Here is a 14969-nt window from a genome sequence, read left to right on the forward strand (position 1 = left end):
TCAGCAACTCGTTTATTTTATCAAACTCATTCGCTTTTGTCAAGAACTTTTTTCAGGTTTTTTTGAAGCAGTTTTTCCAACCCGCGGCAGCCACCCGGCTCCGAGCTAGGTTTTTCTGTTTCAAAGAAACTCATTCGCATCAGCTCTCGCTGACAGCTTAGTTATAATAACACCGCCCAAAGCAAAAGTCAACACCTTTTTTCGAATTTTCTTATTTTTAGAAAAATATAGTTAATTCTGTATATTTTATATTTTATCTGAATTTTTTAAAAAAGACCGTACGCATCACACGCCGGTCCTTTTTCCACAACTTCCTTCTAATTTTTCCCCACGCGCAGAATCGCATCCTGAATATTTTCCACCGGAATCAGTGCGATTCCACCGATTTTCTCCACGGACTTCATGCAGACAGCAGGTAAAATCACCCGCTCGAAGCCCAGTTTTTTTGCTTCCAGTACACGCTGTTCCGCCATGCTGACGGCGCGGACCTCACCGCTTAAGCCGACCTCGCCAAATACGACCGTTTTCTCATCGATCACCTGATCTTTGTAGCTCGATACGACGGCAAGTGCGATGCCAAGATCGATCGCCGGCTCATTCATCTTGATTCCGCCTGCGATGTTGACGTAGGCATCGCTTGTCGAAAGATTGACTCTTGCGCGTTTTTCCAGCACTGCCATCAGCAGGTTCACACGGTTGAAATCGCATCCTGCTGCGGTGCGGCGCGGGATTCCGAAATTACTGTGGCAGACCAGTGCCTGAATCTCGATCAGGATCGGGCGCGTTCCCTCCATGGAGCATGCGACAACCGAACCGGAAGCTCCCTCCGGCCGTCCGTTCAGCATGTATTCCGATGGATTTTTCACTTCCACGAGTCCCTCTGTCTGCATTTCGAAGACGCCGATCTCATTTGTAGAACCAAAACGGTTTTTGACGCCGCGCAGAATCCGGTAGGACGCATGACGGTCGCCCTCGAAGTACAGCACGGTATCTACCATGTGTTCCAGCACACGTGGGCCGGCCACATTACCGTCTTTTGTCACATGACCGACGATAAAGATCGAAATTCCCATTCCCTTTGCAATCTGCATCAGCACATTCGTCGATTCCCGGACCTGGGATACACTGCCCGGCGCGGAGCTGACCTCTTCGTTATACATGGTCTGGATCGAGTCGATGACGGCAATCTCCGGCTTCTCTTTTTCCATGACGGCGCGGATAATGTCAAGATTCGTCTCACAGAGCAAGGACAGATTTTCATTAAATTCTCCGATCCGCACGGCGCGCAGTTTGATCTGGCGCAGGGACTCCTCGCCGGAAATGTATAAAACCTGATGTCCTGCTGTGGACAGCATGCGGCACACCTGCAGAAGGAGTGTGGATTTTCCAATTCCCGGATCGCCGCCGACCAGTGTCAGGGAACCCGGCACGATTCCTCCGCCGAGCACCCGGTCGAGTTCTCCGATTCCCGTCGGGATACGCTCTTCTTTTCCTGTTGAAATTTCCGTCAGATGCACCGGCTTTCTGCCCGCTGCGCTGTGGCTTCCGAGCCCCTGGTTTCCCGCCGGTGTTTTGGCCGCCGTCGGTTCCTCCACAAACGTGTTCCATTCTCTGCACGCCGGACACTGGCCCATCCATTTTGCGGACTCATAGCCGCAGTTCTGGCAGAAAAAGGCTGTCTTTTTTGCTTTTGCCATAGTTGTCTCCCTTATAATTGTCAAAAAAGCTGCCGCACACGTTCTGCGACAGCCTTCTTTTTTTACTTCATCATGCTTTTACGATTTCTACTGCTACATCCTCTGTTTTTTCCAGCTCTACGCTGAAGGAAAGTTTTCCGCCGAGGTTTGTGGTCATGTGGCCAACGTTTACGCCGTCGAGCAGCACCTTGTATTCGGTCTCTGCTTCCATTTCAACGGTGATCTGTGCATCCTCCGGTCCTTCTACTTTGAAGGTCATGCCGTCGTCGAATACGTTCAGATCGGTAACTGCGGTTCCCGGAACGGATTCGTATACGAACAGTCCGTTTCTCTCCAGCTTTGTGATTTCCTTAAAGGTTTTTACTTTATACAGATCTCCTCTGTGCTCAAAATCAGATTTTTTTGCCTTTGCCGCAAGCTCATAATCTCCGAAGCTGATGCCTCCGTCTGCCTCTGTGCGGATTAATTCTTTTACTACTGACATTTGTAAATGCCCTCCTGGTCTTGTCTTTTGTGGTGTTTCGTTTGTTTGTGAAAATCATACCATAATCGAAAAGATTTTACCATATAATTTATGGAATTTTATATTATTTTTTCTCAAGAACCTTAAATGTAATCTCTTTCTTATTCATTCCAGCCGCAACGGTATCGCCTTTTTTCACTTCTCCGTTCAGGATGGCTTCTGCGAGCGGATCCTCAATTTTGCTCTGGATCGCGCGTTTTAACGGGCGGGCACCGTACTTGCTGTCGAAGCTGTTTTCCACGAGATATTCTTTCACGGTGTCACGGACTTTCAATTCAATGTCCATCTGCTCCTTGCAGCGGCGCTCCAGATCTTTGAGCAGAATCTGCAGAATCTTCTTCATATCCGCCTTGGTAAGCTGATGGAATACAATAATCTCGTCGATTCGGTTCAGGAATTCCGGCTTAAACATCCGTTTGACTTCTTCCATCACCTGGCCCTTCATGTATTCGTAGTCTTTCCGCTCATCTTCTGTCGAAAGGAATCCAAGGCGTTTCGGCGCTACAATGTTCTGTGCTCCGGCATTGGATGTCATGATAATGCAGGTCTGTTTGAAATCAACTTTTCTGCCCTGCGCGTCGGTGATATGGCCATCATCAAGCACCTGCAGCAGAATGTTGAAGACATCCGGGTGCGCTTTTTCGATCTCGTCAAACAGGATCACACTGTACGGGTTGCGGCGCACTTTTTCGGAGAGCTGGCCGCCTTCCTCGTAGCCGACGTATCCCGGAGGGGAGCCGATCAGTTTGGAGACGCTGTGTTTCTCCATGTACTCCGACATGTCGACGCGGATCAGGGCCTGCTCTGTACCGAAAACTGCCTCGGCGAGTGCTTTGGAAAGTTCTGTTTTTCCGACACCGGTCGGTCCAAGAAACAGGAAGGATCCTGTCGGACGGTTCGGGTCTTTTAATCCGACTCTGCCTCGTTTTACGGCTTTTGCCACAGCTGTCACGGCTTCTTCCTGGCCGACAACGCGTTTATGGAGTGTCTGCTCCAGTCTTGCCAGACGTTTCGATTCTCCTTCCGCGAGACGCTGTACCGGAATTTTCGTCCAGGTGGATACGGTTTTTGCGATTTCTTCTTCTGTTACCTGCAGTTTTTTGTTTTTGCAACGGCGTTCAAAGCGTTTTCGGATCTGCTCCAGATCTTTTTCGAGCTCCTGCTGGCGCGCCTGCAGTTCTTTTGCCTGCTCAAAATCGCCGGCACTGATCGCGGATTCTTTTTCTTTCTGTACTTCGAACAGTGTCTGCTCCTCTTTTGCCATGTTGTCCGGCACCTGGTAGCCGGCGAGCTGTACGCCTGCGGATGCCTCATCGATCAGATCGATGGCTTTATCCGGCAGGAAACGGTCGTTGATGTAGCGGACGCTCATTTTTACGGCTGCTTCCAGTGCTTCATCGGTGATTTCCACGCCGTGGTGGCGTTCGTAGTATGGGCGCAGGCCTTTTAAGATATCAAGTGCTTCGCTTTCCGTCGGTTCTTCTACTTTGACCGGCTGGAAACGGCGCTCCAATGCGGCATCTTTTTCGATGTATTTACGGTATTCTTCCAATGTTGTTGCACCGATGAGCTGAATTTCTCCGCGGGAAAGGGACGGTTTTAAGATATTGGATGCATCGAGTGCTCCCTCTGCACCGCCGGCCCCGATGATGGTGTGAAGTTCATCGATGAACAGCAGAATATTTTCATTTTCCGTGACTTCTTTGACAACGCGTTTGATACGCTCCTCAAATTCACCGCGGTATTTGCTTCCGGCTACCATTCCGGAAAGGTCAAGGACAACAACTCGCTTATCGCGGATCGTTTCCGGCACGATGCCAAGGGCAATCCGCTGCGCCAGACCTTCCGCAATCGCCGTTTTTCCGACACCCGGCTCTCCGATCAGACACGGGTTGTTTTTTGTCCGGCGACTTAAGATCTGAATGACACGCTCAATTTCCTGCCCACGGCCGACAACCGGATCGAGTTTTCCTTCGCGCGCAAGCTCAGTCAGATCCCGGCTGTACTGGTCCAGTGCCGGCGTTTCGCTGGTCTGCGCTCCACCTCTTGTCTGCGGTCCGCGGCCGGTGTTTGTATTTCCGCTTGCACCGCCCTGCAGCGGTGCCTCGCCCATGGCAGTAAGGATTGCTCCATATAGTTTCTGAATGTTGATCCCCATGGTAAAAAGCAAACGGGTAGCAACACAGTCACTTTCTTTTAAGATTGCAATCAGCAGATGCTCGGTTCCCACAGCTCTGCTCTTAAAACGCGCTGCCTCCGCTTCTGCATTTTCAAGCACTCTGCGTACCCGCGGAGTATAGCCCGGTCGGGATTCGGTCACGGTGTTTCCGCCTGGTGCAATCAGACGGTCAATCAGTTCGGTAAGCTGTCCGGCATCTACGTGAAACTCAGAAAGCACCATGCCTGCTGTGCCATCCTCCACGTTCAGAAGTCCGATCAGAAGGTGTTCGGTTCCTACGTAATTATGTCCACATTTTTCAGCTGTCCTAACCGCATATGCCAGTGCTTTTTTTGCCTGACTGGTATATCCTTCTCTCATAATACTATTGTCTCCTTCATGTTTCGTCTGCGTAATTGCTGTAAATTTCATCTACAAGCTGATGTACTTCTTCTTTTGATATATTTTTGCAGACGGCTTTTGCAAGAATCACCTGCAGATCTTCGCGCAGTTCCTGCATGGCATACAGTTTATCCGCATCGATAGAGATAACGGCTCCTTTTCTTCGGTCAATCGAAAGAAGCCCCTCCTGCCGGAGTACGCTGTAGGCCTTATTTACGGTATGCATGTTGATTCCGATATTGTCTGCGAGCTGTCTTACCGAAGGTAGAGTATCTCCTTCCTGAATTCTGGAAGTGGCAATACCCAGAATAATCTGATTTCTCAGCTGGATATAGATCGCTTCATCGCTGTTGAAATCGATCTGTATTGTCTCATAATACATAGTTACACCCTGCTTTCTCGTATCGTTTTGTTATACATATGTTATAACAATTCGCAGACTTTGTCAACAAACGGTTTCCCTACCTGTTTTTCTCGTAGATGATCTGAAGACCTTTCAGGAGCAGATTCTCATCGATGATGATGTCATGTCTGCAGTGCGGAATCACAGCTTTCGCCAGACCTCCGGTAGCCACAATCGTGCATTTGCAGCCAAGTTCTTCTTCCATCCGTTCGATCATGCCGTCGATGCTGGCAGCGTTTCCATAAATCATACCGCCTTTCATACAGTCCAGCGTATTTTTGCCAATGACTTTTTTCGGTGCTGTCAGACTGGTCTGGCTAAGCTGCGCGGCATTTGATACGAGAGCATCCAGCGAAGTACGAAGTCCCGGAAGAATCACGCCTCCGATGAAGCTTCCTTTCTGATCAAGTACACTCATCGTCGTGGCAGTTCCCATATCGATAACAATCTGCGGACATGTGTATTCATTCAGCGCTGCTACTGCTACTACAACAAGATCGCTTCCTGCCGTTGCGGGGTCGTCCAGTTTGATATTAAGTCCGGTCTTCACACCGGGGCCGACAACTTTGACCGGCTTTTTAATCACTTTTTCTGCCGCACTCCGGCAGAGCTCTGTCACCTGCGGAACAACGGAAGAGATGATACCTCCTTCGATCTGCTCCACCGGAATCTCATACAGTTCCAGTACATTTTTCAGGCTGACTGCGTATTCCAGCTCTGTTTTTGCCTTGTCCGTGGAGAGTCTTTCGATGAAGTATGTTTTTTTCCCTTCCACACACCCAAGGACGATGTTCGTGTTGCCGATGTCTATTGCAAGGATCATGATTCAGGTTCCTCCTGTAAAAACTATGAAATGAAATTCTTGTGGTTTTATTATACATGGTGCGGCGCTTTGAGACAAGGAAAAAGACAGCAAGAAAAAGACAATTAAGTCGATTTCATACTGTCTTCTGAATATTTCATTTTGAATTATCTATTCTTGTTGTTCACAAAAATAAATTTTACATCATTCTCAAACCTTTCGGTAATTGTATTATCTCATATAGTTGTTTGAGTACCATACATTTTTACATCATTCTCAAACTAAACGAGTCCAACACTTTGCAAAAGTTCCGTTTGAGTACCATACATTTTTACATCATTCTCAAACGAGATCCGCCACACGGTCTTCTGCTGATTTGTTTGAGTACCATACATTTTTACATCATTCTCAAACGAAACACTCGCAGACTACGTCCCGCCCTGGGTTTGAGTACCATACATTTTTACATCATTCTCAAACGAGAGGTTTGATGTGTCTGTGTATACGGTGGTTTGAGTACCATACATTTTTACATCATTCTCAAACTCGCCGGAGAATTAAAGGCATCGTTATTTGTTTGAGTACCATACATTTTTACATCATTCTCAAACTCATGAAGCTCTCTTTTCAGCTTCCGCAGCGTTTGAGTACCATACATTTTTACATCATTCTCAAACGGTTGTCGGAATGAATGTTTTGTGTATCGTGTTTGAGTACCATACATTTTTACATCATTCTCAAACACGTCTGTGATATGCGGAACTGTTTTTTATGTTTGAGTACCATACATTTTTACATCATTCTCAAACCGAAGTCACATTGAGTATACCCGAGTTTTAGTTTGAGTACCATACATTTTTACATCATTCTCAAACTAACACTAACATGTATAACAGATGTATAACGTTTGAGTACCATACATTTTTACATCATTCTCAAACAGAAGGAAGTGAGTAAGATGCAGAGGTATGTTTGAGTACCATACATTTTTACATCATTCTCAAACATTAGATTATACGAGGCACATGAAAACGGAGTTTGAGTACCATACATTTTTACATCATTCTCAAACTCAAATGGTCGGTGGACGTCCGCTTTCATTGTTTGAGTACCATACATTTTTACATCATTCTCAAACCTCAAATTTAAAAATGAACTGCTTTCATCTGCACAAAACAGGTACTCAAACATCCGATGGATATTAATAGACATCACATCCATCTTTGTCAATTATATAATATTCTCTCTGATTCGAAAAGTCCCTTTGTATATTTTCTATGAAAAGCAAGGATATTTCATAGTAGCATGCCATTTGGGAGAGTTTGTTTATTTGTGTTTCGTTCAGATAGGATCGAATATTGACCAAAATCACCAGTTCTTTTTGGAGAAGTTCGGCCATAACTTTGATATATTGCGTTAATTTTTCCAGAAGTCCCATCTCTTTTTCGGTTTCTGTCTGAACTCCCATCAATTTTAGGAGTGCGCTCAAATCGATTTCCTCATTTTGTTCCAATTCGTACCCACTGACAGCTTCCAATTGATAGATGTATTTCTTCAGTTCCGCAATAATTCTCTGTGTTTCCAGAAACATTTCTTCATTTTGCGCACTTTTGACCAGCTCTGTAAATAACCGTTTTTGTATTCTGTGATCCGCAAAATCAAGAGAAAAGGGCGTTAATACCAATTCCACATCTCTTTTCATATTCAGCTCTGTGTCAGCTTTAGAAAGTACGAAATTTCCCTCTTCTCCCTGATTTTGTTTTTGCAGCTGCTCCACATATTTTAAAAACAGCTCCGGTGATTCTATAATCCATTCCGTGGGACAGTTCCGATGAATCGCAATAGGTTTTTCCAAGTCCACATGTACCAGTTTCATAAAATCACCAGCCTTTCATCCGTATTCAACACTTCACTCTTTACGTTCCCAACAATCAGATCCATTTTCGCATACTGCTTCTCAGTCACCGTTAAAAGCTGTACCAGGCCTTCTTCCGGCTTATTTTTATGAATCTGATCCACGATTCCATTCACTGCAGTTGTATTTAACGCAAGCTTACAGTATACGGATTCCTGGAGCATCAGGAATCCGCTTTTCAATAAAAACTTTCGAAATCTCGCATATTCTCTTCTCTGATCGCCCGTCAGCACCGGAAGATCAAACAGTACCAATACTCTCATAAAACGATAACTCATAGGCCATAAAACCGGATCAATGCACTGTCATTCTCATTTAAGGCATCAAATACACTTTTACAGTAAATTTTTATGGCATTATTCACATACTGTGTTTTCCCGTCTATCATGACTTCGTTGTTTAATACATTGACCAACTGTATTTTTTCCTCATGCGTAAATTCTTTCCTCTGCATTTGGATTACTTCCCGGTCAATCAGAACACGGAACGGTTCCATCAAATCGGACGCCAGATTAAACTGATTAAACATATTATCATGAAAGAGTCCGAGCTGTGTAATATAACCGCTCGCTACAATTTCTCTCGCAAACGCAGACAACAAAATGCTATATCCGTAATTCAGCGCTGCATTTTCCGGACAATCCGCAGTTCTGGTAAATGTCATGCCGAACAACGCATTAAAATATACCTTTGCCGCATGCCCTTCCCGGTTTGTCTCATCGTTCCAGCCAATCTCCTGTAAATATGCTTCTAACAGACCCGCTTCTTCCTTTCCCAGATTTTTTAACAGTTCCTTCTGTTTTCGTATTTTTTCCGTCACAATCTCTGTCCAGATCGCTTCTTTACTGTGCCGGCTCCACTGAATCTGCTTTCTGACCTTATTGCTGGTATCATGACTTCCGTAATACCCAACCAGTTCCGACGATGGATTTCTCTTTTCATCGCAAAAAATCACTTTTATTTTCTTTTTTGTCAGCTCTGCCAGCAGACTTGTTGTGACTGTTGCTGCTGTTGACTCAATCAGAATGGTTGATATTTCACTTAAATGTATTTTTGTTACTTCCTCATTTCGCACCACAAGATAACCAAGCTGATAGTCCAGCTTTGCCCGTTTGGAAATAACCACAATCCGCCAGCTCATAGTGCATTCAGGTCTACTGTCTGCTCGTAGATACCGGTTGGCGATTGATGAATCATTTCGATTCGACTGCAATCGGTTATATTTTTGTTGAGACACAAAATTCCTGCTCTTCCAGATCCTCCAATTAATTTCAAATCAGCGGCAGCACTCTGGCACTGGAAAAAATGTAAAACTTCATACAAAACGATACACTTTTCTTCTATGCATAATTCTTTAAATTTTTCTCTTTTTTCCGTTAATGTCTTTGCCTGTGCTCCAAGTTTTTTTGCATATACCGTATTTATTAATTTATTCAAAAAGGTTTCATACAGCATCATCACCTTCTTTTCTTCTAAATGGTCGGAATCGTAAATTTTCAGTTCTTTATTCTGTTTTTTACGTTCCACGTACTGTACTATTTTTTTCAGTATTTCCGTTTCTTCCTGAGAAAGTACCAGCTGATTTGCACCTTGCATCAATAGCTGATCTCCTGATCTTCCGGAAACCCACATATAAAATCCGTCCACACACAACAGAGTATCTATTTTGATTTCCGGCACCAGCACTCGCGGATTCTTTAACTGTCTTTCCTCTTCCAGATACCGAATTATATTTTCTTCTGACTTCTGAATTTCCTTTTTCAGACGAATCGGCACATACTCGATTGTTCGTATTTTCTTTCCCTTTTTGCCCTCCGATTCTGCCAGTACAAAGTAAGCTCCCGCCTCTTTGTTATATCCTCCATACTTCTGTATATCACAAAGCCGTTCATCACTGCTCTTGATCGGAACCTGACCTTTTCCTTTTTTGACAATCTGCTGGTCAAACAATGCACCTGTTGCCTCATACGATCTTCGCGTCACAAGAATGTTGTTCTTTTCCATAAACTTTCGGACTGTCACAATGGTTCCGTTCCCGCCTTCCCAGGCAATTTCTCCGTTTCGTTCAATTCTTTCCTGTTCAAACATCTTCTTCAGGTTATAACTTCTTCCCGGATTTTCCTTAATGAAGTGAATCGGATTTGATGTGAATTTTACAAAATATGCGTTGCCAACGACAATATTCAAATAAGCATCCTTCGCATGATGATAATCATTCATCTCCCGTACCTTCAGAAATTTAAAATCCTTACGGAACTTTGAAACGGTTGGCGCTTTCACATAAACAATCTGTGTATCCGGGATCACCTGCTGCAGAATACTTGCTGCCGCTTTTGTACTCTGACGAGTTTCCACCAGCTGCCTGGAAATAAATCCAGCCAATTCAGACGGTTCAAATCCGTTTCTTCTTATCAGCCGTTTATATTTTTCTTCACTGATCAATCCGGCATCCACTAAAGATTTCCAGAATGGCTGCATTTTTTTCCGAACTGTTTCATCGATCGGATATTTATCCTCTTTCATCTGATTACACTTTTTCTTTACAAGTACCCGGTTATCCAGGCTATCATCCATCACTTTGGACTGTGGAAAAATATGATCAATGTCATACTTCTGATTATCCCACAATTCCTCCAGTTCAATTGTTTCACCGGAATACATGCATTTTCCTTTTTGCGTATAATACAAATACAGCTTGTCTCTTCTCATTTCCGCATCGGAACGTTTTTCAATCTCATCTATCCAGTCTTTTTCTTCCGCTTTACATTTTTTATAGAGTTCCAGCAGTTTCTTTTTTCTTGAAGTGGTTCTTCCCTGATCGGTTTTCTCTCTTGCCATTTCTATAAAAACACGTTTCGGTGGGTTTCCCATCACTTTACAGATTTCCTTTACAATCAAAAGGCTCTGCCAAATCTGCCGCTTCACTGCCGGTGATACGTAAAGTTCCTCGACTAATTCATACGAAATATCCCGTTTTTTCTGTTCGTTTCCATTCTTTTCTTCGATTGCCGATGCAAACAAATATTTTTCGCTAAGCAGTTGCATCAGATTGTCATTCGTCTCCCACAAAGCCCGAATAATAGACCATGCCTCTCCCGTTTCCGGTGCCGGTGCTTCCGTCTCTTCCAAAAACACTTTTGAGAGTCTTCCCCAACCACGATACGGCAGTTTACTTATGCTGTCTCTTTGTTTTTCTGTCAACTCCGGAAACAGTTTCTTTAATCTCTGTTTCAGTATCGCTTTATCATCTCCAAACAGCGTTACGTTCAGGATGATGCATTCTTTTTCCGCCTGGTTCAGTGACAGATTTGTTAATTTCTCTTTAAAGTCATGGTATGCCGTAAGAGAACTCTTGAAATCACCATCAATTCCGGTAATTTCAACTTCTTTTCCGGTAATTCCTTCTTTCACTAAATAGTTTTTCAGTTTTTTCTGTGTAACTTTTCTGCTTTTCTGGAATACTTCTTCATATATTTTCTGTTTCTGCTCTACAGATATCTTTTCTCCATCCAAACGCAGATTATTTAATTCATTTAAAACTTCGTATTTGCTATACAGCAGAGAATACTTTGGTAAAACATCTTCACTTGGCAGATAAGTACATTTATTCGTCATTCTTCGAATAAACTGCTCTGCACTTGCTTCCAAATCTACCATCTCATCGAAGTTCCATGGATATATTTTGCCTTCTTTTCGTACCGCCCAGTTACTCTTCTCCCCTTTTTTTCGAATTCCGTTTAAGGGTCCTACGTAGTACGGAATGCGGAATGTGAAAATCTTTTGAATCTTCTCTCCATTCTCTTTCAGTAGCGGAACTTTATCTTCCAGATTTTTCAGGATTGCATTTAATTCATATAAATGAATCTGATACGGAATGACACTGTTGTCTTTTACAGTCTGTTTCGGAAGAAACGTTCCCATTTCCATTTCCTTCTGCATACAGGATGCTTTCGTCACATCTGATATCTTGCCCAGAATATTCTTTTTCAGATAACCGTAAAAGTCTTCCTGGCTACATTGCTTTGGTGCCTTGATATACGCATAATAATTAGTTTTTTCGTCCTTTTTTGCAAACAGTCTCTGATATTCTTCCCTTGAAAGATTCTCTCTGACCAGCTTTTTCAGATCTTTCAGATCCTTTTTATGCTTTTCATAAAGTGCCACTTTTGCCTCTGAAAGAGAAGAATAGTTCTGCAAAATATCAGCCAGAACAGCCCAATCGTACACTGCTTTTGCGTGTTCAATTAATGCATATTTTTCTCCCAGCTCTGCTTCGATCTCTCCAGCGTATTCTTCATAACCTGCATCTGCGAAGCAAAGTTTTGGCCGTTCCAGTGTATCCATCTGTTTTTCCCCAAACAGATTTCCCAGTTTTGCTGTTCCACCGGTAATCAATCCCAGCCACTCTTTTTCACAGGATGTTTCTGCCCGCATTGCTTTTACTGCTTTTGTCTTTTTCGCAGATTTGGTCAATGTTCGGTCTTTTAAAATTGCCTCTATTTCCTTGCTTCTTTCCACTCCAATCTCGGAAGAAAAGCCAAGTTCTTCTGCCCTCACTGCTTCAAGGAACTGTTCAAATGTTGTCTGAAATTCTCTTACCTGTTCGATATTTCCGTTTAATAGAAAATGGCCTCTGTGTTTCATCATATGATGCAGAGCAAGATATATCAGGCGAATATCAGGCGTTTCGTCAGTTTCCATTAACCATTTTCTCAGATGATAGATGGTTGGAAACTGTTTATGATATTCTTTGTCTGTGTAATCATCATCCGCAAACAATGCATAGGGAAGTTCTGGACACTTTCCCTGCCTGTCACGCTTATCCTCTGGCCAGTAACGACTCTCTTTCATTCTGCGAAAAAATCCATCGTCTATCTTTTCTACTTCTTCCGCAAAAATTTTCTGCAGCAATTCTATTCTCCAATTACGACGATCCAATCTTCGTTTTGCTGTCCGAAACCCTCTTCTCTCTTCTGCAGTCTGTGCACTGTCAAATAGCCGTACACCCCAAAGTGTTTTTCCATGTGCGCGCAAAATTTCGTACTTCTCATTTGTCACAGCCCATCCAACCGAACCGCTTCCCATATCAAGTCCGAGATAATATTCCCCTTTCATCTGTTCTTTCCTCCATTTTCTACATTTATAATAATTTTACCATATATTTTGATTTTTTACATCTTTTCTTTCCTATTTTCAACAATTCTACTTCCTGGTTCTTGCTGTTCTCACAGTACTGAATCATAACCATGTTTCATTTCTAATTTTAGACAACAAAAAAACTGCTGTCTATGAAGACAACAGTTTTCGTTCCACACACTGTGGACCATCTAACGATGGCGTTTTCGATAAATCGTTATTTGAACTTATGATGTAAAATTTAGTATGGTACTAAACTATCTACACTATACTTCTATTTTTTCCTTTCGTCAATCTTTTTTAGAAAGTTTTTATGATAATTATTCCATTTTTTTCTCTTGCGTCCTTCTTGTTTTTATGATAAAATATATTTTGTTCTGATTATGAACACTGCCGCTGTGGCGGAATTGGTAGACGCACTTGACTCAAAATCAAGCGGTGAATAACCGTGCCGGTTCGAGTCCGGCCAGCGGCATAGCTAAAAAAGATCTGCAAAAACGAACGTTGATGCAGATCTTTTTTTATTGTCTTCCCTTCAAAAAAACAGCTTTTGAAAGAAAGAAAACCCCTTTCGAAGAACCGGCCATCTGCCGCATGGTTCTTTTTGAAAGGGGTTTTACTGTTGTTATCTCTTATTTATTTCCAAACATCTTCTCATACTCTGGTGTTCCATCCAGTGTAGCGAAGTAGTCTTTCGGGGTTTCTGCGCGGCGGATGACTTCAAAGCTGCCGTCCTCTTTTAACAGAACCTCTGCAGATTTTAATTTTCCGTTGTAGTTGTATCCCATGGAAAATCCATGTGCGCCGGTGTCGTGGATGAAGAGGAGGTCTCCGACTTCCACTTCCGGAAGCATGCGGTCGATCGCGAATTTATCGTTGTTCTCGCACAGGGAGCCTGTTACGTCATATTTGTGGTCGTACGGCTGATCCTCTTTGCCCATCACGGTGATGTGGTGGTAAGCGCCGTACATAGCCGGTCTCATCAGGTTGACCGCGCAGGCGTCGCAGCCGATGTACTCTTTGTAGATGTGTTTCTGATGGATGGCGCGGGTAACGAGTCCGCCGTACGGTCCCATCATAAAACGGCCCATTTCCGTGTAAATTGCAACATCGCCCATGCCGGCCGGAACAAGAACTTCATCGTACACTTTATGTACACCCTCGCCAATCACGCGGATGTCATTGCCTTCCTGATCCGGTTTGTACGGAATTCCGACGCCGCCGGAAAGATTGATGAATTTAATCTTCACGCCCGTCTCTTTCTGCAGCTTTACAGCCAGCTCAAACAGTGTTTTTGCCAGAACCGGGTAGTAATCGTTGGTTACGGTATTACTTGCAAGGAAGGAATGGATGCCGAACTCTTCTGCCCCTTTTGCCTTCAGAATGCGGAATGCCTCAAAAATCTGCTCGGTTGTCATACCGTATTTGGCATCTCCCGGATTATCCATGATGTCGGTGCTGATTTTAAACAGTCCGCCCGGGTTATAACGGCAGCAGATTTTCTTTGGAATGTAGCCTAATGTTTTCTCAAGAAAATCAATATGTGTAATATCATCAAGGTTAATGATCGCACCAAGCTCTGCAGCCAGTTGATACTCTGCAGCCGGTGTTACGTTGGATGAAAACATGATTTTATCTTTTTCAAATCCCATCGCATCGGAAAGCATCAGCTCCGTGTAAGAAGAGCAGTCGCATCCGCAGTCATATTCACCCAGCATTTTGATCAGTGTCGGGTTTGGGTTCGCTTTTACAGCAAAATACTCACGAAATCCCGGATTCCAGGAAAAAGCTTCCTTTACCGCTTTCGCATTCTCACGAATTCCTTTTTCATCGTAAATGTGAAACGGAGTTGGTACTGCTGCTGCGATTTCTTCCAGTTTTTCTTTTGTTACAAAAGGCTTCTTCGTCATTCTCTTTTGTCTCCTTCTTCTGC

10 protein-coding genes, 1 tRNA gene and 1 CRISPR repeat array are annotated in these 14969 nt (G+C 43.6%); of the genes, 1 reads left to right on the top strand and 10 read right to left on the bottom strand.

Annotated features, from left to right (window positions below):
• Positions 1-317: 317 nt before the first annotated feature.
• The 9 genes from radA to cas9 all read right to left on the bottom strand — a co-directional run bounded on the left by radA (position 318) and on the right by cas9 (position 13015).
• Positions 318-1697, bottom strand: a complete 1380-nt coding sequence (gene radA, locus DXD02_RS12475) for a DNA repair protein RadA (protein ID WP_118640954.1) — start codon at positions 1695-1697, stop codon at positions 318-320.
• A gap of 70 nt (positions 1698-1767) precedes the next feature.
• Positions 1768-2181: an endosialidase gene (locus DXD02_RS12480; RefSeq protein ID WP_118666926.1), complete on the bottom strand. Its 414-nt coding sequence runs from the start codon at positions 2179-2181 to the stop codon at positions 1768-1770.
• Between the two features lie 103 nt (positions 2182-2284).
• Complete coding sequence (locus DXD02_RS12485) at positions 2285-4759, bottom strand: ATP-dependent Clp protease ATP-binding subunit (RefSeq protein ID WP_117804997.1); 2475 nt, start codon at positions 4757-4759, stop codon at positions 2285-2287.
• A 16-nt stretch (positions 4760-4775) separates the two neighbouring features.
• A complete protein-coding gene (locus DXD02_RS12490) occupies positions 4776-5162 on the bottom strand; it encodes a GntR family transcriptional regulator (protein WP_117510240.1) in 387 nt (128 codons plus the stop codon).
• A 79-nt stretch (positions 5163-5241) separates the two neighbouring features.
• On the bottom strand, positions 5242-6006 hold the full coding sequence (locus tag DXD02_RS12495; protein WP_117510241.1) for a type III pantothenate kinase: 765 nt from the start codon (positions 6004-6006) through the stop codon (positions 5242-5244).
• Between the two features lie 225 nt (positions 6007-6231).
• A CRISPR array of direct repeats spans positions 6232-7123; the repeat unit is 36 nt; unit sequence GTTTGAGTACCATACATTTTTACATCATTCTCAAAC.
• A 63-nt stretch (positions 7124-7186) separates the two neighbouring features.
• On the bottom strand, positions 7187-7861 hold the full coding sequence (gene csn2, locus DXD02_RS12500; protein WP_117510242.1) for a type II-A CRISPR-associated protein Csn2: 675 nt from the start codon (positions 7859-7861) through the stop codon (positions 7187-7189).
• Entirely contained in the window at positions 7858-8163 is a 306-nt protein-coding gene (cas2, locus tag DXD02_RS12505; RefSeq protein ID WP_117510243.1) for a CRISPR-associated endonuclease Cas2, read from the bottom strand. Before cas2 ends, csn2 begins: the two co-directional genes overlap by 4 nt.
• Before the next feature lie 11 nt (positions 8164-8174).
• Positions 8175-9041, bottom strand: a complete 867-nt coding sequence (cas1, locus tag DXD02_RS12510) for a type II CRISPR-associated endonuclease Cas1 (RefSeq protein WP_117814296.1) — start codon at positions 9039-9041, stop codon at positions 8175-8177.
• Positions 9038-13015 (bottom strand): type II CRISPR RNA-guided endonuclease Cas9, encoded by a 3978-nt coding sequence (gene cas9, locus DXD02_RS12515; RefSeq protein ID WP_118666927.1) that lies wholly within the window; start codon positions 13013-13015, stop codon positions 9038-9040. Before cas9 ends, cas1 begins: the two co-directional genes overlap by 4 nt.
• Before the next feature lie 413 nt (positions 13016-13428).
• Between cas9 and DXD02_RS12520 the strand changes: the two genes are divergently transcribed.
• Positions 13429-13511, top strand: a tRNA-Leu gene (locus tag DXD02_RS12520).
• Between the two features lie 157 nt (positions 13512-13668).
• On the opposite strand, the gene DXD02_RS12525 is transcribed toward DXD02_RS12520, so the two are convergent.
• Complete coding sequence (locus DXD02_RS12525; RefSeq protein WP_118666928.1) at positions 13669-14946, bottom strand: diaminopimelate decarboxylase; 1278 nt, start codon at positions 14944-14946, stop codon at positions 13669-13671.
• Positions 14947-14969 lie beyond the last annotated feature (23 nt).

It is taken from the genome of Blautia sp. TF10-30, from assembly GCF_003481245.1.
Taxonomy (GTDB): Bacteria; Bacillota; Clostridia; order Lachnospirales; family Lachnospiraceae; genus Fusicatenibacter; species Fusicatenibacter saccharivorans.

What these genes read in the sequence shown, in the direction of transcription:
- csn2 (WP_117510242.1), bottom strand. Translation starts at nt 7,861, where the DNA reads ATGAAACTGGTACATGTGGACTTGGAAAAACCTATTGCGATTCATCGG.
- DXD02_RS12480 (WP_118666926.1), bottom strand. Translation starts at nt 2,181, where the DNA reads ATGTCAGTAGTAAAAGAATTAATCCGCACAGAGGCAGACGGAGGCATC.
- DXD02_RS12525 (WP_118666928.1), bottom strand. Translation starts at nt 14,946, where the DNA reads ATGACGAAGAAGCCTTTTGTAACAAAAGAAAAACTGGAAGAAATCGCA.
- DXD02_RS12490 (WP_117510240.1), bottom strand. Translation starts at nt 5,162, where the DNA reads ATGTATTATGAGACAATACAGATCGATTTCAACAGCGATGAAGCGATC.
- cas9 (WP_118666927.1), bottom strand. Translation starts at nt 13,015, where the DNA reads ATGAAAGGGGAATATTATCTCGGACTTGATATGGGAAGCGGTTCGGTT.
- cas1 (WP_117814296.1), bottom strand. Translation starts at nt 9,041, where the DNA reads ATGAGCTGGCGGATTGTGGTTATTTCCAAACGGGCAAAGCTGGACTAT.
- cas2 (WP_117510243.1), bottom strand. Translation starts at nt 8,163, where the DNA reads ATGAGAGTATTGGTACTGTTTGATCTTCCGGTGCTGACGGGCGATCAG.
- DXD02_RS12485 (WP_117804997.1), bottom strand. Translation starts at nt 4,759, where the DNA reads ATGAGAGAAGGATATACCAGTCAGGCAAAAAAAGCACTGGCATATGCG.
- radA (WP_118640954.1), bottom strand. Translation starts at nt 1,697, where the DNA reads ATGGCAAAAGCAAAAAAGACAGCCTTTTTCTGCCAGAACTGCGGCTAT.
- DXD02_RS12495 (WP_117510241.1), bottom strand. Translation starts at nt 6,006, where the DNA reads ATGATCCTTGCAATAGACATCGGCAACACGAACATCGTCCTTGGGTGT.